This window comes from Capnocytophaga sp. FDAARGOS_737, from assembly GCF_009730375.1.
GTDB classification, from domain to species: Bacteria; Bacteroidota; Bacteroidia; order Flavobacteriales; family Flavobacteriaceae; genus Capnocytophaga; species Capnocytophaga leadbetteri.
Genome location: NZ_CP046316.1, coordinates 1,233,128 through 1,255,437, shown reverse-complemented (window position 1 = coordinate 1,255,437; position 22,310 = coordinate 1,233,128). Strand labels below are relative to the sequence as shown.

Genomic DNA, 22,310 nt, shown 5'->3' with positions numbered 1-22,310 from the left:
TTTAATTGAATTGCACATAATCGAATGTTTTTATATTTTCTAAATTGTTTGTTATCAATCGTTTTTTCAAGTAAGTTAAAAAAATAGTTTTACTTATTGTATCTAAATTATTTTTTTGAATAAAGTTTATGTAACTAATGACAGATTTTTTCAATTCTCCCTGAATTTCTTCTTTTTTATAATTCTTTTCATAGAGATATAAAAGAAAATATATCACTTTTTGCAACATTTCCTCTGCATTTTTCAAATCTTTTATTTCCTGATAGCAATTTGCCAAGTTGTTACACGAAACAACGTACAATTGTACAAAAGGAACTTTCAGTCGGACGCAATCGAGAAAATTACTATTAAGCACTTCAGCTCTGTACAAGGCATTTAGATAGCCACTCAAAGCAACTTCATAATTTCCTTCGTTAAAAGATTCATTGGCTTCTTCGGTTAAAATCTTCCAATAATTTTCGATATGGTTTACACAAGTATCACTCATTATATTTCAAGTTTTGGTTAGCAAAATTCCAGTTTACAAGTTCCCAAAAACCTTCCACGAATTTGGGTCTTGCATTTCGATAATCGATATAGTAGGCGTGCTCCCACACATCGAGGGTAAGGATAGGAGTTTTATTTTCAGTCAGTGGAGTGAAAGCATCTTTCATTGGGAGAATTTCTAATTTTCCTTCCTGATTTTGAACCAGCCACGCCCAACCAGCACCGAATAATTTTACGGCAGTGGCAGAGAATTGTTCTTTAAAATTTTTAAAACTTCCGAAATCGCGGTTGATGAGTTCAGCGATTTTTCCAGTAGGATTTTTTCCGCCATCGGGCGAGAGACAATTCCAAAAAAAGGAATGATTCCAATGTTGAGCTGCATTGTTGAAAATGGCTACTTGGTTTTCATTGTAGCTTTTTCGGATGATGTCCACGATGTCTTTTTCCGCCCATTCGGTATCTTTTACCAATCCCGCAAGGTTGTTTACATAGGCAGCGTGATGCTTTTCGTAGTGATAATCAAAAGTTTCCTCTGTAATAATCGGATTTAGAGCATTTTTGTCATACGGAAGCTCTGGGAGTGTGTGATTAATATTCATTATTTTTCAGGTTTAAATAGTTAGCTTAATTGATTTTCAATTGTTTAATATTATTATTTTTAATATTTTTAGATTTGCAAAAGTAATAATTTAGATTTATCTAAAAAAATAAATTGATGATTTTTTTATTTATTTTTTCAATATAGTTTTTTAATAATTTGTAAATCAAATATATAAAATAAAGTTTGATGTTTTACACGTTATTTATTTTTTGTTTTTTTCGGTGAGATGCTATTCTAATCTTTGCGAAAGAGTCATAATTTCTTTACAGATAGCCACTATTTGAGCGGTTTGTTTTTCAAGTTTAAACAGATAGGTGGAGGCTTTCTTTTCGGAAAAATTGCGATACAAAATCTTTACAATCACATTGTAATTCACTCCCACTACCCGAAATTACCCATAGAGTTCGGTGAGTTTGATATAAAAATCCTTTACCAATTTACCGATTTTTACACTTTTGATTTCTTTGGAAAATAATACCGAAATAAAAATATATCTTAAATGCAATAAATCCCAAAAATTTATTGCTGGGCAATTGGGTGTGTCAGAAAGTACCATTAGCAGAGAGCTGAAAAGAGGGGTATATCCCCCTCAAAACGCTCAGGAACACGCAAATATTCGCAAGGAAAGATTTGCTGTAAAATTGTGGGCTATTGTAAAAAACAAAATATCAATATGGTAAGTACTGAAAAGATTTATCAATATATCCGAGAAAATAAGGGAAAAGGAGGTGATTTATATCAATATTTAAGACATAAGTTAAAACATCGAAAACAGCTCCCTTTCCTTCGGAGAGGGCTGAGGAGAGGACGAAAACCAATTAGTTTACGCCCTGAAATCGTTTTGACTAATGAAGAATTTGGATATTTTGAAGTAGATTAATTGTGGGGGCAGAACACAAAAGAGCAATTTTGACGATTGTAGAAAGAAAAATATTTTTTTAATAATGAGTAAGTTAAGTAGTAAAAATGCAAAAAAATAACCAAAGCGATGATAGAGGCTTTGCTTCCGTATAAAGATTTTGTAAAAACCATTACGAGTGATAATGGATTGGAGTTTTGTGAACATTGTGCTTAAGGGTTGAATGTACCACATAAAAAATAAATCATCTGATAACCAAATTGTAAAATTATTTTTATCGCTGTAATTGGATTCTGTTCAGTGATATAAGGTAATAAATATAAGTTTCTGATTTTCAATAAAATAATTTATTTAAAAAATAAAAAAGCAACTGATAATTAACCAAGCATAATTATGTGTTGAAATACACTGCATTTAAATTCGTATTCCTCTTCCTCGCTCTGCTTTTATCTCCTTGTTTTTCTTGTTTCCGATTTAGAAGGAAACCTGCAAGAAGTCGTTACAGATTTAGAATGGACTGCTACCAAAAATGATTTGATTGAACTTGTTTATGCCTTACAACAAATTAAAGCCATTTCTTATGGGAAGGTGAGTATCAACAAAATCATTACTATCTTTGACAAAATATTCAATATTAATTTAAAAGATTTAATTTTTCTCTATCTTATCACTAGCTATCTAGCTTTATAAAGTTTGATTTACTTGAAATACTGCTGTATTTCTACTTCTTGGTAATCAAGCTATATAGTATACTGCTTTTTAGCTACCCATTGTTTTTGAGTTCCACAAAGAGCTCAAAAACTAAATCTAAATTTCCTATAGAAAGAAAAAACGAGTTCCGAAGTTTTTTCCCCTTTTTAGTCTTCTTTCACGAAAATACAGCCATAGGCAAGTTTTTGAGAAAGAAGACTAAAAAGCAAGATGCGCCTTTGTATACCGTTTTGCTAAAAACTGTGTATATACAAAGACACATCTTGCTCCTAAAAAACGAGATTATTTAAGAGCTCCGCAAAAAACTGATTTACAATCAGTTGCTAAAAATAAGATAAATCATACTCTCAAATTGGGTAAAATGCAGAAAAGAAAATTTTACGTCTGTGTCTATTTTTATTTATATAAATATATATAATATATAGGGAAGAAAGAGCCTAAAAATACACCTTTTAACATAAGTTATTAAATATCAGACTATTAACAAAAATAACCTTGTAATATTTTGGCTACCTTCAACAATGACCTTGTAATATTTTGGCTACCCTCAAGAATGACCTTGCAATATTTTGGCTACCTTCAACAATGACCCTGCAATATTTTGGCTACCCTCAAGAATGACCTTGCAATATTTTGGCTACCTTCAACAATGACCCTGCAATATTTTGGCTACCCTCAAGAATGACCTTGTAATATTTTGGCTACCTTCAACAATGACCTTGTAATATTTTGGCTACCTTCAACAATGACCTTGTAATATTTTGGCTACCTTCAACAATGACCTTGTAATACTTTGGCTACCCTCAAGAATGACCTTGCAATATTTTGGCTATCTATTTTAGTCTTTAATGAAACAAGGACTAAAATTATATTTTAGTCCCTGACTTAGTCCCTTATCAGCTGTAAACAACTGATAATCAGTATTATTTGTGGAGAAGATGGGGCTCGAACCCACGACCTTTTGGCTGCCAGCCAAACGCTCTAGCCAACTGAGCTACATCCCCGATTGTGAGGGCAAAGATAAATATTTTTTTTGATTAAACAACCTATTTGCAAAAAAAATTATACTTTTGCCACAAAATTTGTAACTATGACAACTGATAGACAACAAGGTTCTTTATACACAAAGATAGATAACCAACTGGCAATCATTACTTTTGGTCACCCAAATGCTAATGCTTTTCCATTGGTGCTCTTGGAAAGGCTAACGCAAGAAATTGATGCTTTGTCAGAAAACAATGCGGTGAGTATTATCCTTTTAAAAAGCGAAGGCGATAGAGCGTTTTGTGCAGGAGCTTCATTTGACGAACTTTTGGCTATTACTAATGAGGCTGAAGGTTGTAAGTTTTTTGAAGGGTTTGCACATCTTTTCTTAGCTATGCGCCGTTGCAAAAAGCTGATTATCGGAAGAGTACAAGGGAAAGCTGTAGGTGGCGGTGTAGGGTTATTAGCTGCTTTAGACTATGTATTTGCTACTGAAGCTGTGAGTATAAAACTCTCTGAACTTTCGCTTGGTATAGGTCCGTTTGTGATTGCTCCAGTTATCTTGCGCAAAGCAGGACAGGCTGCCTTAAATGAGCTTTTTATGGCACCAGACCAATGGAAAAATGCCTATTGGGCACAGCAGAAAGGACTTATAGCACGTGTGTATGAAACAGCTAAAGAGATGGACGAAGCTATTGACCATTTTTTAGTTACCCTACTAAAATCTAATCCTCAGGCATTATCAGAGATGAAACGCGTAACCTGGCAACATACGGAACACTGGGAACGAGAACTTATAGATAATGCGGCTATTTCTGGCAGGTTGGTGCTTTCAGAACAAACAAGATTAATGTTAGAAAAATTGAAAAATAAATGAAAACTGAAGAAACAGTATTAGAAATTGACCTTACCGCTTTAGAGAGAAACATACAATATTTAAAAAGTAGGCTAAAACCTACTACTTGGTTTTTGGCAGTAGTAAAAGCCTCATCATACGGCAATGAAGCTACCCAAATAGCTGCATATATAGAGAAAAAAAAGTTAGCTAACTATTTTGCGGTAGCTTATACTTCTGAAGGTATCGCACTACGCAAACGCGGTATCAGCTTGCCTATCATAGTACTGCACCCACAAAGTATTAATTTTGATGATATTATAAAATATCAATTAGAACCGACACTTTACTCACTTAGAACAGCACATTTGTTTTTAGAATACGCTGAAAAGCACCAATTATCTGACTATCCTGTGCACCTTAAATGCAATACAGGGCTTAACCGCTTAGGTTTTGATTTCAATCAAATAGACGAAGTGCTTAGTTTGTTAAAAAACAATGCTACTGTAAAGGTAAAAACAGCTTATTCGCATCTGGCTGCCTCAGAAGATATGAATGAGAAAGTATTTACCGAAAACCAGATACAGCGTTTTATCGCTTTTCAGGAAAAGGTAAATCAGACTTTTGCACATAAAGTGATTTACCACCAGTGCAATACTTCAGGAATACTCAATTATCCTGAGGCACAGTTTGATATGGTGCGCAGTGGTATAGGGATGTATGGTTTTGCTAATGACGCTGCTCTTCAGCCTTATTTGACCCCTATAATGTCGTTAAAAAGTGTAATTTCGCAAATTCACCGCCTTGAAATAGGTGATAGTTTGGGCTATAACAGGGGTTACATAGCAGATCATATTACTAAGACTGCCACTATACCTGTGGGACACGCCGATGGTATCAACCGAATTTACGGCAAAGGAAAGGGGTTTGTATTTATACACGGAAAAAAAGCCCCTATTCTGGGAAATGTATGTATGGATATGATAATGGTAGACATCACTCACATCGATTGTGAAGAAGGAGATGAGGTAATAGTGTTTGACAAAGATCATACAGCAGAGACTTTAGCAGAATCGGCAGGGACAATATCATATGAATTGATGACCTCTATGGCGCACAGAATCAAGCGTTTATATATAGAAGAATAAAAAATATTAAAAAAAGTTGCTAAAAAGTTTGCTATATAAAAAAAAGTTTGTACTTTTGCACCCAGAAAATCGCGGGATAGAGCAGTAGGTAGCTCGTCGGGCTCATAACCCGAAGGTCACTGGTTCGAGTCCAGTTCCCGCTACAAAGGTAAAAGCCTAATAAAAATACGCCTTAGAGCGTATTTTTTTATGTCCAAACTATATCAACTTATACAAAGCGAGTATAAATTCGAGTATATAACCGAGTATTTTTGTCGGTTCTAAAACCATTTACTTTTATGGATACTGAAATCTCTTTTCTGAATGTTGAAAATGGTGATTTTTTCTTGGTCAAAGAAGTTATTATTACGAAGGATACTACTTTTTCGAGCCTTCGGGCGCAGTTTCCTACTCATAAAATATGGGATGTGGGAACGGGGTATTGTTGGTTGTATTTCAATGATTGTTCTTTTGAAAGAAAGATGTTCAGTGTGGCACTTTGCTTCAGAGAAGAGCACTTATTCTCCATAGAATTTTCTATGAATGAACGACAAACTTCTTGGGAGGATTGGAGTGAGGCTTACGAGCTGAAAACAGAAAAATATTACAAACAATGGATTTCCTCCCAAATAGGCGAAGCACATTCCTTTGATTGGGGAAGTGTAGGAGCTCATTATGACCGCAAAGGAGGAAGTACTTTTATGTGGGTTACTTATAAATAAAATATGAAATATGAAAAACTTACCCCTTATATAGAAGAAGCTTATACTATTTTTGCTTCTTATAGTATTACTTCGTTTTTAACTGTCTGTGATTGTGGGAACTGTATCACTCAAGAGGAAATAAAGTTATTGGTAACTACCCCTTTGCGGGAGCTCTCTCGAGATTTGATAGATACTTATATCAGTGCTATGTTTGAGAATGAAGACAAGGCAATTATCGAGCTTCGGTATTTCTTACCACGTATGCTAGAACTTCTCTCACAAGGAGAAATTTTATACATAGATGAAGGTTTTTCACTCTCTAAATGTCATTTTGAACGTGAAGATATTTGGAAACCTGCAGAGAGCGCTTTTATGGAGCGCTTTGCAAAAGCCTTTTTTAATGAGGTACTTGAGGGAGAGAATCCTGACCTATGTGATTCAGCAGAGGACTGGCTGGTTTGTTTTGGCTTGAGTGGCTTGCCTATAGCCCCCCTTTTAAATACTTGGCTTCAACAGGCTGATAAGGTAATGGCATTGTACTACTTTGAGGAGTTCCTCACTCATAGCTTTCGCTCAGTAGGAATAGCGTTCAAGCACAGTTATTTTAAGGACAAGCACCCAGAGCTCAATGAGCAAATAACTGCTTGGCTTATGTCACCTCATACCCAGCAAATCTTCCTACAAGCTACAGAGAACCTGCTTCTTTCGGATACAGAACTGGAGGAAGAAGTATTGTTTTCCTTAGAGAATCTGTATAATCAATTGATGTATTTAAAAAATGAAGGAATTGAGGAATAAAAGGTTTATATCCCTAGTCATTCTAAAACTTCAATTTACTTTTTACTTTTATTAATTTATTTTTCGCTCGAACATTGAGTTTAGCGCTCTTTATCTGAACAAAAGAAAATATTTGAAGCTATGATAGGAGACAGTAAATCTCCTTTGTACAATTTTATAAAACAATGATGAAACTCTAAGATATAACAAATAGAGTCTCTAACTTCTCTATTTATGATAGAGAAAGAATATATCTCACAGAAGATTTTGATCTATTCTTAAACAACAAAAAAGTTGCTTTTGGAATAGATTTAGACAATTATGATTTATATAAAAACAATACCATCATTTGTATTAAAAATGATGATACAATAGTAGGAGATTCAGTAATATCTAATAAACAGTATTTAAAAAGTTCTATCAATTACAATTCAAATACGTTAATTTTATCAGGAGATTTTGTATTAGAGTATCCAAAATATTCTTCTGTCTATTACTTATTCAATTTATTAGATAATAGTTATAAGGAAGTTATTAGATTTGAATCTCTTAAGTTCATATTGAATACTGATGATAATCTTTTTTTATCAAACGCTGACTTTATAACCTGCTGTAATTATTCTTGTAAAGAGCCTATTTAGCAATTTTCACTGAATTCAATCCCTAATAATCCTCATAACGATAATTACAACAAAGAGGCCGATTGGGAAGTGAAAAAATTGATAGGCGTGTTAGAAGGAAAACTTTGGATAGCACTCAATCATCACACAATCATTGCGTTAGACATTGTAACAGGTGTATTAGTACATCAAATATATACAATAGCTAATTTCCATTGTAGTTGGTTACCCTCGGCTATTCCTCTATCCGAAGCAACTCAAATAGACGAAAAAACACATAGACTTATAGGTTTTATGTGGGAATTCTATTGGGAAATAAACCCTACTAATGGAGCGATTCAACTCTATGATTTAACCAATGAGCTTTCAGTCAAAAAGATACGCAGTGATATAACTAATTTTGTGCTAACAGATAGCAAAATCTATTTTGCAAGTCATTTTAATAGTAAAATAGGAGCGTTGGATAGAGTTACCAAAAAACTCACTTGGGAGTATGATTTTAAAAAAGAAGAAGATGCAGAACCGAGAATTATGGAGCTTCAAGGTAATAGAAACCTATTAGGAGCCTTAAGTTCTCAAGGAACTTTATATATTTTTGAAAGAGAAGAAAATACCTAGACTATTGCTTTTTTTTTCAAAAATTAAAAAATAACAATAAAATGAGAAATATAAACAAGATTATAAATATATTCGATTTGTATTATTCAAAAAAAAATTACAAGAGAAGAAAGATTAACAATGTTAAAAAACAGTATAAGTGTCGAAGATTTTAACGAAGCTATTTTATTATTGGAAGATGGTAAAAGTTTGGAAGATGTTCGGAATGTTATCCTAACGGGCTGGTTGTTAAATTGTTTTAATCCCTCTAACGAAGAACCTTTAAGGAGATTGCTTTTATTGAATTTTCATAATTCCCACGAAGATATTGTTGATCTATTTCAAACAATGTGGAATAATAGTGCCAAAAATATACCTATCCTATTAAAAGCAATAGATAACATTCCTGCGTATTTAGAGCCAGAAGATTTCAAATATCCTTATATGCGAAAAATCATTTATGCTATAGGAGCTCAACCACAACCTGAGAGTCTTTTAGCTTTAGAAAAATTGGCATCTGACACTAATGATACCGAAATAAAGAAGTTAGCCTTGCACCAGTTAGAAAAGAGAAAAGAATTGAGACGATAGGGATGTTACATTACAAAAATATCTTTCATATAGTTGTTAATTCTTAATTATTTACTATCTTTGCACTTATAAAAAACGATGTTATGATACAATCAATGACAGGCTTTGGAAAAAGCGTTATATCACTTGCTGATAAGCATATAAGTGTTGAAATCAAATCATTAAACAGTAAGAGTATTGATATTAATACCCGCATACCTCTGATTTACAGAGAAAAAGAATTAGACTTTAGAAAACTCATAGCAGAGCAATTGCTACGCGGAAAAGTAGACTTTACTATTCTGGTAGAGAATATTGGCAACCAAACCCCCTCAAAGATTAATGAAAACATCGTAAAAGCGTATATAGAGCAAATGCGAAATATAGTTGATGGCGATCGTACAGAACTGCTAAAAATGGCGGTGCGTATGCCTGATGCGCTACAGACCTCTACTGAAAGCATCACCGAAGAGGAGTTTGCTGTTATTTTTGAACATATTGCTATCGCTATTGCCGACCTTCAGAATTTCCGTTTGCAAGAGGGAAAAGTATTAGAGAAAGACTTCCTACTTAGGATACAAAATATCGACCATTACCTACAACAAGTACAAGCCTTAGACAGCGAACGTTTGCTACTAGTGCGCGAGAGACTAGAGAAAGCAGTGGCCGACATACAAAATGTAGATGCCAATAGGTTTGAACAAGAACTTATTTTCTACTTAGAAAAACTGGATATTACAGAAGAGAAAATACGTCTTAAGAAACACTTAGACTACTTTATTGAAACTCTTCAATCTGAAGATTCTAACGGACGAAAATTGAGCTTTATAGCCCAAGAAATAGGTAGAGAAATAAATACATTGGGTTCAAAAGCTAACTTTGCCCCTATGCAGCAGATAGTAGTGCAAATGAAAGATGAACTCGAAAAGATTAAAGAACAGGTACTGAATGTATTATAATGAATAAGCTTATTATTTTTTCAGCTCCTTCGGGGAGTGGTAAGACTACCATTGTGAAGCATTTGCTTTCATTGGCTCCGCTTAATTTAGCGTTTTCTATTTCGGCAACCTCGCGTGCCCCTCGCGGTGAGGAGGTACACGGTAAGGAATATTATTTTCTTTCAGCTGAAGAGTTCAAACAACGCATAGCTGATAACGATTTCTTAGAATGGGAAGAGGTATATCAAAACTACTTTTACGGCACCCTAAAATCGGAAGTAGAACGGCTGTGGGCTATGGGCAAAAACGTAGTATTCGACATAGATGTAGCAGGAGGGTTGCGCATCAAAAAGCAATTCCCTGAGCAAACCTTAGCTATCTTTGTCGAACCTCCTAGCATAGCTGTATTAGAGGAGCGTTTGCGAGCTCGACAAACAGAGACTGAAGAGAAAATACAGATGCGCTTAGACAAAGCAGCACAAGAGATGGCTACAGCTCATCTTTTCGATGTTATTATCAAAAATGATGACCTACCGCGCGCACTGCAGGAGGCTGAAGACCTTGTAACTGATTTTATTAACAAATGAGAAAACAAATAGGTTTATTCTTTGGGTCATTCAACCCTATTCATATTGGGCATCTCATCTTGGCAAACCACTTAGCAGAGCATAGTGCAATGCACGAAGTGTGGTTCGTAGTAACACCTCAAAATCCGTTCAAGGAAAAGCAATCGTTATTAGACAATCACTTACGCCTTGAAATGGCTGAGTTGGCTGTAGATGATTATCCTAAACTTCGCACTTGCAATATAGAGTTTCACCTGCCACAACCCAATTATACAGTTAATACATTGGCTCACTTAGGTGAAAAATACCCTGACGTAGACTTTGCTCTGATTATGGGAGAAGATAATCTAAAAAGTTTTCACAAGTGGAAGAATTACGAGCATATATTAGCTAACTATCAGCTTTACATCTATCCGCGTATCTCTGAGGGGGTAGTTGCTGAAGTGTTGAGCAATCACCCGCACATTACTCGTATTACAGCCCCGATTATAGAACTATCAGCCACCTTTATTCGCGATGAAATAAAGGCGAGACACAATGTGCGTCCGCTACTGCCTGAGAAAGTATGGCAGTATATTGACAAAATGGGACTGTATTTGAAATAAGAAATAAAGTAATAAAAAAGAAAATGAAGAAAACAAAAATATTAATGGTTTGCTTGGGCAATATCTGCCGCTCACCATTAGCTGAAGGAGTTATGCGCAGCAAACTTCCTATTGACTCTTTTGAAGTAGATTCAGCAGGGACTGCTAACTATCATATAGGCGATGCCCCTGACCCGCGCAGTATTGCATCAGGTAAAAAGCACGGAGTAGACATCTCGATGCTTAGAGGAAGACAATTTAGCATAACTGATTTTGAGGCTTTTGACTATATTTTCGTAATGGATAGAAGTAATTATCAGTATCTTATCCGTTTAGCGAGAAACGAGCACGATTTAAACAAAATCTCGTTTCTCAGTGATGCTCTTGACAAGATGACTAAAGCTGAAATACCTGACCCTTATTATGGTAGTGAAGCTGATTTTGAAAAAGTATATCAACTTATAGATGCTGCTTGCGAAAAAGTAGCACACAAACTAACAACTAACAGCTAAATTGGACTTTTCATCAAAACTCTTAGAGAATGCAGTATACGAGATTGGACAATTACCAAGCATAGGCAAACGGACGGCTCTGCGGCTGGCTTTGCACCTGCTTAAACAACCAGAAGAACAAACGCTACAGCTGGCACAAGCATTAGTCGCTCTACGTACTCATATAGTGTACTGCAAAAATTGTCATAACATTTCGGATGTAGAAATATGCGAAATATGTGCTAACCCCGTGCGCGACACAGGGGTTATCTGTGTAGTAGAAGACTTCCGCGATGTGATGGCTATAGAAAACACAGGACAATTTTTTGGTCAGTATCACGTGCTAGGGGGCAAAATATCGCCTATTGATGGTATTGCTCCCTCTAATCTGCACATAGCTTCTTTAGTAGAAAAAGTAAAGCAAGGAAAAGTGAATGAGCTTATTCTCGCCCTAAGCAATACTATGGAGGGTGATACTACTAACTTCTATATTTACAAGCAAGTAGAACCTTATAACATCACAATTTCTACTATAGCACGCGGTATAGCGGTAGGTGCTGAAATAGAATATACTGATGAGATAACATTAGGGCGCAGTATTGCGCACCGAATACCTTTTGAAAAGGCAATTAAAGCAGTTTAAAAGAAAACACAAAAAATGATACAAGTAGCTAACACTATTATTTCGGAAGATATTATAGATAACGAGTTTGTGTGCAACCTAACTTCCTGCAAGGGAGCTTGCTGTATAGAAGGCGATGCAGGAGCTCCTGTAGAAGAGACTGAGTTAAGAATAATGAAGCGTATTTATCCGGAAGTAGAACCTTATCTAACTGATGAAGGTAGGGCTGCTATAGAGGCACAAGGGGTATATGTGAAAGGAGAAGACGGCGAATGGGAAACACCACTTATCAACGGAGGAGAGTGCGCTTATGTAGTTAGAAATGAAAGTGGGTGGGCACTATGTGCTATTGAGCAAGCCTATAATGACAAGAAAATAGATTGGAAGAAGCCTATTTCGTGTCACCTCTACCCTATCCGGCTACGTGAATATAGTTCATTTACAGCAGTGAATTACCATCGTTGGTCTCCTATATGCGATGACGCTTGTGCTTTAGGCAAAGAACTGCAAGTGCCTATATATAAATTTGTAAAAAATGCTCTTATTAGAAAATTTGGAGAGGAATGGTATGAAGAATTAGAGCTAATTGCTGAGCACTTAAAAGAAAAAAAATAATTTTTTGTATTTATTTTGGGGTTATCAGAAAAAGTTGTATATTTGTAAAATAAAATTAGATACAGAATAACTCAGCACTAAAGAAACAAGAAAAGTTAAATATGAAAATGACAAAGAATGATTTACACGATGCGCTGAAGCATTACTTCGGTTTTGAAGCGTTTAAAGGGCATCAAGAAGAGATTATTACCAGTGTGATTAACAAGGAGAATACCTTTGTTATAATGCCCACAGGTGGTGGTAAATCATTGTGCTACCAACTACCTGCTTTAGTTTTAGAAGGCACTGCCATTGTGATTTCGCCTCTGATTGCTCTGATGAAAAACCAAGTAGATGCGATGCGAGGTATTTCGTCTACTGATAGTATTGCGCACGTACTCAATTCATCACTTACCAAAAATGAAATTCGCGAAGTGATGGAAGATATTAGCAATGGCAAAACCAAATTATTATATGTAGCTCCTGAATCTCTCATCAAAGAAGAATATGCTAACTTCTTAAAAACAGTGCCAATATCATTTGTTGCAGTAGATGAAGCGCACTGTATCTCAGAATGGGGGCACGACTTCCGCCCCGAATACCGAAATATAAAAACTATTATTGAACGATTAGGTAGTAATATCCCTATAGTAGCCCTTACGGCTACAGCTACCCCTAAAGTGCAAGAAGACATACTGAAAAACTTAGGTATGTTAGAAGCTAATGTATTCAAATCGTCATTCAATCGCCCTAATTTATACTACGAAGTACGCCCTAAGACTAAGAATGTTGATGCTGATATTATTCGATTTGTAAAGCAAAATACTAAGAAATCTGGTATTATATATTGTCTTAGCAGAAAGAAAGTGGAAGATCTTGCTCAAACACTACAAGTAAATGGCATTTCGGCAGTACCTTACCACGCGGGCTTAGACGCTAAAACACGTGCTAAACATCAAGATATGTTCTTAATGGAGGAGGTAGATGTAGTCGTAGCTACGATTGCTTTTGGTATGGGCATTGATAAACCTGATGTACGCTTCGTTATTCACCACGATATTCCTAAAAGTATTGAGAGTTATTATCAAGAAACAGGACGTGCCGGGCGTGATGGTGGTGAAGGACATTGTTTGGCTTTCTACTCATACAAAGATGTTGAGAAGTTAGAGAAATTTATGATAGGCAAACCTATAGCTGAACAAGAAATAGGACAAGCCTTACTACAAGATATAGTGGCATACGCAGAGACCTCAAGTTCACGTCGCAAGTTTATATTGCACTACTTTGGAGAAGAGTTTGATGAAGTGAATGGTGAAGGTGCTAATATGGATGACAATGTACGTTTCCCTAAAGAAAAGAAAGAAGCTAAAGATGATGTAGTAAAGCTACTGAATGTGATTATAGCTACTAAACAGAAATTTAAAGCTAAAGAGATAGTAAATACACTCATTGGTAAAGTAAGCGCTCTCATAAAAGCACACCGCATAGATGAACAAGATTTTTTTGGTATAGGCAAAGATAAAGAAGATGCTTACTGGATGGCACTTCTACGCCAAGTAATGGTAAATGGTCTTATCCGCAAAGACATTGAGACATATGGAGTGATGTTTATCACAGAAAAAGGTAAAGAGTACCTTAAAAATGTAACCTCCTTTATGATGACTGAAGACCATACTTTTGAAGAAGAACCAGAAGACCCTAATAATGGTAATACTTCAGTAGCAGACCCTGTACTATTAGAAATGCTTAAAGATTTGCGTAAGAAAGTAGCTAAACAAAAAGGAGTGCCACCATTTGTAGTGTTCCAAGATCCTTCATTAGAAGATATGGCACTGAAATACCCTATTACCATTCAAGAACTTACCAATGTTCACGGTATTGGAGAGGGTAAAGCAAAGAAATTTGGAGCTGAGTTTGTAAAACTTATTGAGCGTTATGTAGAAGAAAATGATATTGTTAGAGCTGAAGACCTTATAGTAAAAACTACGGGCTCTAACTCGTCATTGAAATTGTTTATCATTCAGAATATAGACCGCAAATTGCCATTACCTGATATTGCTAAAGCTAAAGGTTTAGAAATGGATGAGTTCTTAAAAGAAATGGAACAAATAGTATATAGCGGTACTAAGCTAAACATTGATTATTGGGTAAATGAAATCTTTGATGAAGAACAACAAGAAGAACTACATGAATATTTTATGGAAGCAGATAGTGATAAGATTTCAATAGCTTCAAAAGAGTTTGGTGGTGATTATGAAGATGATGAACTAAGAATCTACCGACTTAAATTTATTAGTGAAGTAGCAAATTAAGAATACTTACATAATACAAAAATAAAAAGAGAATTAAGCAAAATGACTTCATTCTCTTTTTTGTTTCTAATAAAACAACAAATGCAAAGGTTTACAAGGTATTCCAAACCATTTAGAAATAGTAGTATCAGTAAGGATACCACGATAAAGATAAAGTCCATTGCGTAAGCCTTTATCTATCTGTAAGGTATTTTCTATACCTCCCTCCTCCCCTATTTTTAGTAGATAAGGCATTATAATATTACTTAATGAAAAAGAGGCTGTACGGGCATAACGAGAAGGAAGATTAGGCACCCCATAATGTAGTACGTTGTGCTTTATATAAGTAGGATTATCTAAAGTAGTAACTTGAATAGTCTCTATGCAGCCACCTGTACCAATGCTTGTATCTACTATAACAGCTCCTTTTTTCATCAGCTGTACCATATCTTCGCTTACTACTATAGGTGAACGCGTCTCTCCACGCATTGCCCCTATAAGCACATTGCAGCGCATTAATGCTTTCTTTAACAATTTAGGTTGTAATGCTGATGTATATACTGAAGCCGGCAGATGTTGCTTAATTTCTTTTAGCTTGGTAAGCGATTTTGCAAATATTTTCACATTAGCCCCCAATCCTAAAGATGTTTTAGCTGCAGCTTCTGTTACTTCATTAGCCCCTAATAACACTACTTCTATAGGAGGAACTCCTGTAATATTGCCAAATAACAATCTACTTCTTTCTGAAATAAGCTCTGCAGCTATCAATACGGAGGCTATTCCTGTGATTTCGCTAATTGACTCGTGTATGGGGTAGTTATCTTCTTCGTCTTTTATATGTTCAAATGCTAATGCTGTGATTTGCTTCTCAGCAAGTGCTTCAAAATATGCTTTGTCTTGTGTATTTATCTGCAATCCAGAGATTAGAGTAGCCTTGTGGCTCAGGAAGTCTATTTCTTCATAGGTAGGCGGCTCTACTTTTAATACTATTGGACAAGAAAAAACTTCGCGTGTATCATATATAATCTCTGCGCCTGCCTCGCTGTAATCTTTATCTGAAAAGTTAGCCTCATCACCCGCACCTACCTCAATAAGTAGTTGATGACCATTAGCAACAAGCACCGCTACATCATCAGGAGTTAGACAAATACGCCTCTCCTGAAATACACGTTCTTTAGGTAGCCCTATCTTTAATGATTTTTGCTCAGTAGCTACTGCTAAACGTTCTTCTTGCGGTATAAGTTGTGTTAATGACGATTGCATTAGTCTGAAAATTTAGTTTCTAAATCGCTTACATACTTTTTGAACTCTCTATCAGTTTCTATTAGATTTTCAACTGTTTTGCAAGCGTGTAGCACTGTAGCGTGATCGCGTTGGCCTATCTGACTACCAATGGTTGATAACGAGCTTTTAGTGTATTTCTTACTGAAAAACATCGCTAATTGTCGCGCTTGTACCACATTACGCTTACGAGTCTTAGAGTGTAATGACTCAATATCTAAATTGAAATAGTCAGCGATAATTTGCTGTATATGGTCTATCGTTAGATCGCATTGGCTATTCTTTACCGATTTTTCTATGATACTCTGCGCCAATTCAATAGAATATTCTTTGCGGTTGAAAGCTGCTTGTGCTATAAGTGAATTGCTCACACCCTCGAGTTCACGAACATTAGTACGTATATTTTCTGCTAAATAAGCTATAATATCCTCACTTATTTCAGCCCCATCAGTATAGAATTTATTTTGTAATATCTTATAACGGGTATTATAATCAGGAGTGGTAAGCTCGGCTGAAAGTCCCCATTTGAAACGCGAAAGAAGTCGCTGTTCTATGTCGAACAAATCGACAGGGGCTTTATCAGAGGTTAGAATAACCTGCTTACCGGTTTGGTGTAAATGGTTGAAAATATGGAAGAAAGCATCTTGCGTCTTCACTTTTCCTGAAAGAAATTGTATGTCATCTACAATCAGCACATCGATAAGCTGATAGAAGTGAATAAAGTCGTTGAGGTTGTTTTTATCTTTGTCTTTGGCTGTAGAAGCACTAATGAACTGCTGGGTAAACTTTTCGGCAGACACATATAGTACTTTCTTTTTAGGGTATTTCTCTTTAATATCTACCCCAATAGCGTGCGCTAAGTGCGTCTTGCCTAATCCTACTCCCCCGAAAATAAACAAAGGATTGAACGCCGTTCCGCCCGGTTTATTGGCTACAGCTATGCCTGCAGAGCGCGCTAATCTGTTTGATTCGCCTTCTACAAAATTATCAAAGTTTTGGTGCAAATTTAGTTGAGGATCGACTGTTATCTCGCGAATCCCTGGGATTACAAAAGGGTTCTTAAGCTCAGGGTCTTTGGCCTCAGTAGCTAATGTCAAAGATTGTTTAGCTAACTCTGGTCGGTTAGTACTTGGCAGCTGCTTTTTATCAACAAGAGAGTCAATTATATATATTAATCGAGCCCCTTCACCTAAAGTGTAGGTCATAGCCGACTTGAGCAATCCTATATAATTATCTTCTAACCACTCGTAAACGAATTGGCTTGGCACTTTTATTTTAAGCGTTTTTCCTTCTAAAGTCACAGGCACTATAGGAGCGAACCACGTGAGAAATGGTTGCTCATCAATATTGTCCTTTATAAATTCGAGGCACTTAGCCCAGACTTTTTTAGTTGCTTCTTCCATAATTCTGAACTATTTTTAGGCAGCTGCTTTCACCTAAAACTTTGATTATTAGATTTTTTTACTAATTTTGCACGAAATAAATATGTTGTTATTTCAGTGAGCAAAATTGTGAATAATTTTTGAATAAAAAAAATATTTAACACTTGTTTTTGCTATTTCTTTTTCGTATGGGAGAAATTTTTAATCAATATAAAATAGCATATCTATCTAATTATGAAAGAATTACATTTTGATTACACTTTGCGTACTCGCTACGCTGAAACTGACCAAATGGGGGTAGTATATTACGGCAATTATCCTCAATACCTCGAACTAGGAAGAGTAGAGTGGCTACGGGCTATCGGTCTCACCTATAAAGAGATGGAAGCCGAAGGTATAATGATGCCCGTAGTTTCGCTTCAAATTCAATATAAAAAGCCGGCACTATATGACGAACTCATCACTATACGCACCAAACTAAAAGATTTACCTTCTACTAAAATAGAGTTTGATTACGAAATTCTGAATGAAAAAGGAGAATTACTCTCTACTGCTAACACCATTTTAGTATTTGTAGATGCTAAAACTTTTCGCCCTGTACGTTGCCCTGAAAAAGTATTAGACCTGATTAGAGGGGCTCGTGAGGGAGCATAGCATATTTTTCTAGTCAGAGGATAATTATTAGTCGTTTATTCTTCGCTGATTGTTCGCTTAGCCTTCGCTCTTCCTGTATCCTTTCTATATCGTTTGTATAGGGTAGGTATAAGGAGGATATTTTTCTTTTAAATTATCATTTCGGCGTAAGAAATACATATAGGATACCCTTTAGAGGCAAAATAGGTCGGTACATCTTCTGTTTCGGAGATTGCTAACACAAAATCACCGCCCCAAGCTCCTAAACTCTTAATTGTACCTTTAAAATCAGTAAAAAGTCGCTCTTTCACTGTAGGAATACCTAAATATTGACTGATAGTGGCTTCGTGCTCGTCCAAAAGAGTACAAAAATCGCTAATAGTTTGGGCTAAAATAAGTTGTTCGGTGATTTTAGTGATGCTTTCAGCTAATTTAGCCTTGCTTTTCGTAACGGTACGATAGCGTTTGATGCCCTCTTTGCTATTTTGCTTTTGGTTGAGATATACAAAATAAATGCGGTTAGTGTGTGGAAAAAGAAGTTGCAAAGGGTAACTATAAGGTCTGCCCTCTTGCAATCGGTATAAAATAGGTGTAGATGCCTTAGCACAAGCAATATCGTAGCCACTCCCGCCGAAACTTTTAAAAAGCAATTCGTACGGATTGACTTCTGCCCATTGGGCGATGTTATTGATGAGCGTAGAGGAAGAACCTAAGCCCCAAAACCGCGAAAACTCTAACTGAGTGGTTACGCTACTACGGCGATATTTTTGTTCAAAATTAGGGTTGAGAGCAGCGGCTGTAGAGAGTATTTTCTGAAGTGTATCCCACACTTTTTGGTCGGCTTCAGTGCATATAGCAGTGCTATCGAACCACAATTGCTGGTCAGCATCAAATGCTTTCCACACTAAGTCATTATCTGAAATAGTAGCCTGTAGCGACTGCCCTTTGGCCGTGGGTAACGCTAAGCTAAGAGCGCCATCGAGCACTGCATATTCGCCCGTGATGAGCAGTTTGCCGTGACTATGATAAAAATAAGTTTGTGTTTGTTCCATATTTTTTTATTATCTTTGCCTTTTGAAAAAACAAAAGTAATAATTATTTATCGTTCAGCATACTATTCTATGAAAGAAAAATTGATAAAAGTAGGCATTTCCGTTGGAGATATCAACGGTATTGGGTTAGAAATTATACTGAAAACCTTTGAAGATCACCAGATTTTGGAGCTTTGTACCCCTATTATCTTTGCTTCTAACAAATTAGTTTCTTTTCAGAGGAAACATTTTAATATAACCACCAATTTTCAGGGAATTGACAGCATTGGGGCTGCCCTTGAAGGCAAATTGAACGTGTTAAACTGCTGGAAAGAGACGCCAACCGTTACTTTTGGGCAAGAAACTGAAGAAGGTGGCAAATATGCTTTCTTATCGCTGCAAGCCGCTACTGAAGCCCTTAAAAACAACGAAATTGATGTATTGGTAACTGCACCTATCAACAAAAATAACATACAGTCAGATGATTTTCACTTCCCTGGTCATACCGATTATTTGGCAGAACAACTAAAAGGTACCAGCTTGATGTTTATGGTAAGTGAAGACCTAAAAATAGGGTTACTGACCGACCACGTACCGCTGAAAAATGTGTCAGCCTTAATCACTGAAAAACTGATAATGGAGAAAGCGCGCCTAATGAATGAGTCGCTCATCAAAGACTTCCGCCTGCAACGGCCTAAAATAGCTGTATTAGGTATTAATCCGCACTGTGGCGATAAGGGCGTGATAGGCACTGAAGACGATGATATAGTACGCCCTGCACTTAAAAAACTCTACTTTGATGAGAATATTTTGGTGTTTGGTCCTTTTGCTGCCGATAGTTTCTTTGGGTCACAAACCTATCGCAACTACGATGCAGTGCTCGCGCCTTATCACGACCAAGGACTCATCGCTTTCAAGACGATTGCTTTCGGCAATGGGGTGAACTATACCGCAGGGCTTAGCAAGGTGCGCACCTCGCCTGACCACGGTACAGCGTACGAAATAGCTGGCAAAGACATAGCCGACCCTCAGTCGTTCAGACAGGCTATTTACACCGCCTTAGATGTATTCAGAAATCGTGAAGAATATGCTGAACTAACTAAGAACCCACTGAAAATCCGTACTTTAGAATTAGAAAAAGATAAATAACACTACTTATGGATATTAAAAAATTAGCAGCAATAGACATTGGCTCTAACGGGGTGCGACTGCTCATCTCTAACGTGTTAGAAGAAGCCGGTGAGAACCCTAAATTTACAAAAGCCAGCTTAGTGCGCGTGCCTATACGTTTAGGGGCAGACGTGTTTATTGACGGACTTATCTCGCCTGAAAATACCGACCGTCTTGCCGATGCTATGGAAGCATTTAGACTGCTGATGAAGGTAAATCAGGTAAAAGCATACCGCGCTTGTGCTACTTCAGCTATGCGTGAAGCTACCAATGGACAAGCGGTAGCCGATGAGGTTTTGAAACGTACAGGAGTACAAATAGACATCATTGACGGGTCTGAAGAAGCTGAAATTATAGCTTCAACCGATATTTCGAGCTTCATAAAGAGCGATAAAAACTATTTATACATAGATGTAGGGGGTGGTAGTACCGAATTTACTGTCTTTTCTAACGGAAAAATGAAGAAATCGCGCTCTTTTCCTATAGGAACAGTACGTTTGTTAGACAATAAGGTGAGCGATAAGACCTGGAAAGAGGTACAAGAGTGGATTGAAAAGCACACAGCCGACTGTCAGCCTATAGAAGCGATAGGTTCGGGCGGCAACATCAACAAAATACACAAAAATTCTAACAGCCGTGAGGGCGACCCACTAACCTACGAGTACCTAACCGATTATTACACCTATGTATCGGGCTATACTTATGACGAGCGCATTAGGTTATTGGGTTTCAACCCTGACCGCGCCGATGTTATACTTTACGCCTTAACTGTGTTTATCAACGCGATGAAATGGTCTAAAGCCCCTATTGTACACGTGCCGCGTATTGGGCTGGCTGATGGAATCGTTAGAACTATTTACAACAAAGAAAACCAATGAAAACAGAAGATATTATAAACATTGCCCGACAAACTATTACTGAAGAAGCGGCGGCTGTAGCCAAACTAACGGACTATATAGACGATGATTTTACCCAAGCAGTTGATTATATACTTCACTCTAAAGGGCGTGTGGTCATCACTGGTATAGGCAAAAGCGCTATTATAGCCAATAAAATAGTGGCTACAATGAACTCAACCGGTACTCCCGCTATCTTTATGCACGCTGCTGATGCTATACACGGCGATTTGGGTATCATTCAGCAGGAAGATGTGGTGATTTGCATCTCGAAAAGCGGTAATACCCCCGAAATAAAGGTATTAGTACCCTTGTTAAAGCGCGGTAATAACAAATTGATAGCTATAACCTCTAATAAAGGGTCGGTTTTGGCACAACAGGCTGATTGGGTGCTCTATGCCCACGTAGAAAAAGAAGCCTGCCCCAACAACTTAGCCCCAACTACCAGCACTACCGCTCAGTTAGTGTTAGGTGATGCGTTAGCCGTTTGTTTATTAGAAATGAAGCACTTCGGAAGTAGTGATTTTGCTAAATATCACCCAGGAGGTGCCTTAGGAAAACGCTTATACTTAAAAGTTTCGGATATAGTAGTGCATAACCAAAAGCCCGAAGTAAGTCCGGATACAGACATCAAAAAGGTAATCGTGGAAATTTCAGCAAAAATGCTGGGAGTAGCTGCCGTAATAGACCAAGGCAATATAGTAGGTGTGGTAACCGATGGCGATATACGCCGAATGCTCAGCAAAACTGACACTATAAAAGGACTAACCGCTAAAGATATAATGAGCGTACGCCCTAAAACTATCGATTTTGACAGTTTGGCTATTGATGCCTTAAACCTGATGGAGAAAAATAAAATCACCCAACTATTGGTGACCCAAGATGGTAAATACGCAGGTATCATACACCTGCATAATCTCATACAGGAAGGACTGTTATAATATGATTATCAGAACTTTA

Annotated in this window: 24 protein-coding genes, 2 tRNA genes and 1 pseudogene; 20 read left to right on the top strand and 7 right to left on the bottom strand. The window is 36.7% G+C overall.

What is annotated here, in order from left to right:
- Position 1 precedes the first annotated feature (1 nt).
- From FOC45_RS05595 to FOC45_RS12235, 3 genes and pseudogenes are all read right to left on the bottom strand, one after another.
- On the bottom strand, positions 2–487 hold the full coding sequence (locus tag FOC45_RS05595; protein ID WP_009388525.1) for a hypothetical protein: 486 nt from the start codon (positions 485–487) through the stop codon (positions 2–4).
- The gene (locus FOC45_RS05590) at positions 480–1,085 is read right to left on the bottom strand and encodes a superoxide dismutase (protein WP_009388524.1); all 606 of its coding nucleotides are present in this window, start codon (positions 1,083–1,085) and stop codon (positions 480–482) included. Before FOC45_RS05590 ends, FOC45_RS05595 begins: the two co-directional genes overlap by 8 nt.
- Positions 1,086–1,316: 231 nt before the next feature.
- Positions 1,317–1,568: pseudogene (locus FOC45_RS12235) on the bottom strand (hypothetical protein); the annotation flags it as partial.
- Between FOC45_RS12235 and FOC45_RS12230 the strand changes: the two are divergent.
- Together FOC45_RS12230 and FOC45_RS12225 are read left to right on the top strand one after the other, a co-directional pair.
- Complete coding sequence (locus FOC45_RS12230) at positions 1,543–1,767, top strand: helix-turn-helix domain-containing protein (RefSeq protein ID WP_370513663.1); 225 nt, start codon at positions 1,543–1,545, stop codon at positions 1,765–1,767. The pseudogene FOC45_RS12235 and the gene FOC45_RS12230 sit on opposite strands and share 26 nt — an antisense overlap.
- Before the next feature lie 587 nt (positions 1,768–2,354).
- Complete coding sequence (locus tag FOC45_RS12225) at positions 2,355–2,636, top strand: RteC domain-containing protein (protein WP_155846684.1); 282 nt, start codon at positions 2,355–2,357, stop codon at positions 2,634–2,636.
- Between the two features lie 951 nt (positions 2,637–3,587).
- Here FOC45_RS12225 and FOC45_RS05570 read toward each other — a convergent pair.
- Positions 3,588–3,661: transfer RNA gene (locus FOC45_RS05570), tRNA-Ala, on the bottom strand.
- A gap of 86 nt (positions 3,662–3,747) precedes the next feature.
- Here FOC45_RS05570 and FOC45_RS05565 point away from each other — a divergent pair.
- The 14 genes from FOC45_RS05565 to recQ all read left to right on the top strand — a co-directional run bounded on the left by FOC45_RS05565 (position 3,748) and on the right by recQ (position 14,978).
- Positions 3,748–4,518, top strand: coding sequence for an enoyl-CoA hydratase/isomerase family protein (locus tag FOC45_RS05565; protein ID WP_009392796.1), 771 nt, complete (start codon positions 3,748–3,750; stop codon positions 4,516–4,518).
- Positions 4,515–5,624: an alanine racemase gene (gene alr / locus FOC45_RS05560; RefSeq protein WP_009392797.1), complete on the top strand. Its 1,110-nt coding sequence runs from the start codon at positions 4,515–4,517 to the stop codon at positions 5,622–5,624. The genes FOC45_RS05565 and alr overlap by 4 nt, the downstream gene beginning before the upstream one ends.
- A 70-nt stretch (positions 5,625–5,694) precedes the next feature.
- Positions 5,695–5,767, top strand: a tRNA-Met gene (locus tag FOC45_RS05555).
- Between the two features lie 135 nt (positions 5,768–5,902).
- Positions 5,903–6,325, top strand: a complete 423-nt coding sequence (locus FOC45_RS05550; protein WP_009392799.1) for a hypothetical protein — start codon at positions 5,903–5,905, stop codon at positions 6,323–6,325.
- 3 nt (positions 6,326–6,328) lie between these two features.
- Positions 6,329–7,105 carry a hypothetical protein gene (locus FOC45_RS05545; RefSeq protein WP_009392802.1) on the top strand — a complete coding sequence of 259 codons (777 nt, stop codon included), beginning with the start codon at positions 6,329–6,331 and terminating at the stop codon, positions 7,103–7,105.
- A 707-nt stretch (positions 7,106–7,812) separates the two neighbouring features.
- Positions 7,813–8,322: a hypothetical protein gene (locus FOC45_RS05540; protein WP_196774070.1), complete on the top strand. Its 510-nt coding sequence runs from the start codon at positions 7,813–7,815 to the stop codon at positions 8,320–8,322.
- 120 nt (positions 8,323–8,442) lie between these two features.
- Complete coding sequence (locus tag FOC45_RS05535) at positions 8,443–8,892, top strand: hypothetical protein (RefSeq protein ID WP_009392806.1); 450 nt, start codon at positions 8,443–8,445, stop codon at positions 8,890–8,892.
- Positions 8,893–8,975: 83 nt separating this feature from the next.
- The gene (locus tag FOC45_RS05530) at positions 8,976–9,830 is read left to right on the top strand and encodes a YicC/YloC family endoribonuclease (RefSeq protein ID WP_009392808.1); all 855 of its coding nucleotides are present in this window, start codon (positions 8,976–8,978) and stop codon (positions 9,828–9,830) included.
- A complete protein-coding gene (gene gmk / locus FOC45_RS05525) occupies positions 9,830–10,396 on the top strand; it encodes a guanylate kinase (protein ID WP_009392810.1) in 567 nt (188 codons plus the stop codon). Before FOC45_RS05530 ends, gmk begins: the two co-directional genes overlap by 1 nt.
- Positions 10,393–10,980 (top strand): nicotinate (nicotinamide) nucleotide adenylyltransferase, encoded by a 588-nt coding sequence (gene nadD, locus FOC45_RS05520; RefSeq protein WP_009392812.1) that lies wholly within the window; start codon positions 10,393–10,395, stop codon positions 10,978–10,980. The genes gmk and nadD overlap by 4 nt, the downstream gene beginning before the upstream one ends.
- Before the next feature lie 23 nt (positions 10,981–11,003).
- Positions 11,004–11,471, top strand: coding sequence for a low molecular weight protein-tyrosine-phosphatase (locus FOC45_RS05515; protein WP_009392817.1), 468 nt, complete (start codon positions 11,004–11,006; stop codon positions 11,469–11,471).
- Between the two features lies 1 nt (position 11,472).
- Positions 11,473–12,093, top strand: coding sequence for a recombination mediator RecR (recR, locus tag FOC45_RS05510; RefSeq protein ID WP_009392818.1), 621 nt, complete (start codon positions 11,473–11,475; stop codon positions 12,091–12,093).
- Between the two features lie 15 nt (positions 12,094–12,108).
- Positions 12,109–12,687 (top strand): DUF3109 family protein, encoded by a 579-nt coding sequence (locus tag FOC45_RS05505; protein WP_009392819.1) that lies wholly within the window; start codon positions 12,109–12,111, stop codon positions 12,685–12,687.
- A 101-nt stretch (positions 12,688–12,788) separates the two neighbouring features.
- A complete protein-coding gene (gene recQ / locus FOC45_RS05500; RefSeq protein ID WP_009392831.1) occupies positions 12,789–14,978 on the top strand; it encodes a DNA helicase RecQ in 2,190 nt (729 codons plus the stop codon).
- Between the two features lie 66 nt (positions 14,979–15,044).
- On the opposite strand, the gene FOC45_RS05495 is transcribed toward recQ, so the two are convergent.
- Positions 15,045–16,220, bottom strand: a complete 1,176-nt coding sequence (locus FOC45_RS05495) for an alanine dehydrogenase (RefSeq protein ID WP_009392832.1) — start codon at positions 16,218–16,220, stop codon at positions 15,045–15,047.
- Positions 16,220–17,641, bottom strand: coding sequence for a chromosomal replication initiator protein DnaA (dnaA, locus tag FOC45_RS05490; RefSeq protein WP_009392847.1), 1,422 nt, complete (start codon positions 17,639–17,641; stop codon positions 16,220–16,222). The genes FOC45_RS05495 and dnaA overlap by 1 nt, the downstream gene beginning before the upstream one ends.
- Before the next feature lie 213 nt (positions 17,642–17,854).
- Between dnaA and FOC45_RS05485 the strand changes: the two genes are divergently transcribed.
- On the top strand, positions 17,855–18,274 hold the full coding sequence (locus tag FOC45_RS05485; protein ID WP_009392848.1) for a thioesterase family protein: 420 nt from the start codon (positions 17,855–17,857) through the stop codon (positions 18,272–18,274).
- Positions 18,275–18,402: 128 nt separating this feature from the next.
- On the opposite strand, the gene FOC45_RS05480 is transcribed toward FOC45_RS05485, so the two are convergent.
- Positions 18,403–19,305, bottom strand: coding sequence for a GYDIA family GHMP kinase (locus FOC45_RS05480; protein ID WP_009392850.1), 903 nt, complete (start codon positions 19,303–19,305; stop codon positions 18,403–18,405).
- 69 nt (positions 19,306–19,374) lie between these two features.
- Between FOC45_RS05480 and pdxA the strand changes: the two genes are divergently transcribed.
- The 3 genes from pdxA to FOC45_RS05465 are packed head-to-tail and all read left to right on the top strand — an operon-like array spanning position 19,375 to position 22,291.
- Complete coding sequence (pdxA, locus tag FOC45_RS05475; protein WP_009392851.1) at positions 19,375–20,433, top strand: 4-hydroxythreonine-4-phosphate dehydrogenase PdxA; 1,059 nt, start codon at positions 19,375–19,377, stop codon at positions 20,431–20,433.
- 8 nt (positions 20,434–20,441) lie between these two features.
- Positions 20,442–21,332, top strand: coding sequence for a Ppx/GppA phosphatase family protein (locus FOC45_RS05470; RefSeq protein ID WP_009392853.1), 891 nt, complete (start codon positions 20,442–20,444; stop codon positions 21,330–21,332).
- On the top strand, positions 21,329–22,291 hold the full coding sequence (locus FOC45_RS05465) for an SIS domain-containing protein (protein ID WP_009392855.1): 963 nt from the start codon (positions 21,329–21,331) through the stop codon (positions 22,289–22,291). The genes FOC45_RS05470 and FOC45_RS05465 overlap by 4 nt, the downstream gene beginning before the upstream one ends.
- Positions 22,292–22,310: the final 19 nt, after the last annotated feature.

What these genes read in the sequence shown, in the direction of transcription:
- recQ (WP_009392831.1), top strand. Translation starts at nt 12,789, where the DNA reads ATGAAAATGACAAAGAATGATTTACACGATGCGCTGAAGCATTACTTC.
- FOC45_RS05550 (WP_009392799.1), top strand. Translation starts at nt 5,903, where the DNA reads ATGGATACTGAAATCTCTTTTCTGAATGTTGAAAATGGTGATTTTTTC.
- FOC45_RS05465 (WP_009392855.1), top strand. Translation starts at nt 21,329, where the DNA reads ATGAAAACAGAAGATATTATAAACATTGCCCGACAAACTATTACTGAA.
- FOC45_RS05485 (WP_009392848.1), top strand. Translation starts at nt 17,855, where the DNA reads ATGAAAGAATTACATTTTGATTACACTTTGCGTACTCGCTACGCTGAA.
- FOC45_RS05530 (WP_009392808.1), top strand. Translation starts at nt 8,976, where the DNA reads ATGATACAATCAATGACAGGCTTTGGAAAAAGCGTTATATCACTTGCT.
- FOC45_RS05480 (WP_009392850.1), bottom strand. Translation starts at nt 19,305, where the DNA reads ATGGAACAAACACAAACTTATTTTTATCATAGTCACGGCAAACTGCTC.
- FOC45_RS05545 (WP_009392802.1), top strand. Translation starts at nt 6,329, where the DNA reads ATGAAATATGAAAAACTTACCCCTTATATAGAAGAAGCTTATACTATT.
- FOC45_RS05515 (WP_009392817.1), top strand. Translation starts at nt 11,004, where the DNA reads ATGAAGAAAACAAAAATATTAATGGTTTGCTTGGGCAATATCTGCCGC.
- FOC45_RS05595 (WP_009388525.1), bottom strand. Translation starts at nt 487, where the DNA reads ATGAGTGATACTTGTGTAAACCATATCGAAAATTATTGGAAGATTTTA.
- FOC45_RS05470 (WP_009392853.1), top strand. Translation starts at nt 20,442, where the DNA reads ATGGATATTAAAAAATTAGCAGCAATAGACATTGGCTCTAACGGGGTG.
- FOC45_RS05565 (WP_009392796.1), top strand. Translation starts at nt 3,748, where the DNA reads ATGACAACTGATAGACAACAAGGTTCTTTATACACAAAGATAGATAAC.
- FOC45_RS05495 (WP_009392832.1), bottom strand. Translation starts at nt 16,220, where the DNA reads ATGCAATCGTCATTAACACAACTTATACCGCAAGAAGAACGTTTAGCA.
- FOC45_RS05590 (WP_009388524.1), bottom strand. Translation starts at nt 1,085, where the DNA reads ATGAATATTAATCACACACTCCCAGAGCTTCCGTATGACAAAAATGCT.
- nadD (WP_009392812.1), top strand. Translation starts at nt 10,393, where the DNA reads ATGAGAAAACAAATAGGTTTATTCTTTGGGTCATTCAACCCTATTCAT.
- dnaA (WP_009392847.1), bottom strand. Translation starts at nt 17,641, where the DNA reads ATGGAAGAAGCAACTAAAAAAGTCTGGGCTAAGTGCCTCGAATTTATA.
- pdxA (WP_009392851.1), top strand. Translation starts at nt 19,375, where the DNA reads ATGAAAGAAAAATTGATAAAAGTAGGCATTTCCGTTGGAGATATCAAC.
- gmk (WP_009392810.1), top strand. Translation starts at nt 9,830, where the DNA reads ATGAATAAGCTTATTATTTTTTCAGCTCCTTCGGGGAGTGGTAAGACT.
- alr (WP_009392797.1), top strand. Translation starts at nt 4,515, where the DNA reads ATGAAAACTGAAGAAACAGTATTAGAAATTGACCTTACCGCTTTAGAG.
- FOC45_RS05505 (WP_009392819.1), top strand. Translation starts at nt 12,109, where the DNA reads ATGATACAAGTAGCTAACACTATTATTTCGGAAGATATTATAGATAAC.
- FOC45_RS05535 (WP_009392806.1), top strand. Translation starts at nt 8,443, where the DNA reads ATGTTAAAAAACAGTATAAGTGTCGAAGATTTTAACGAAGCTATTTTA.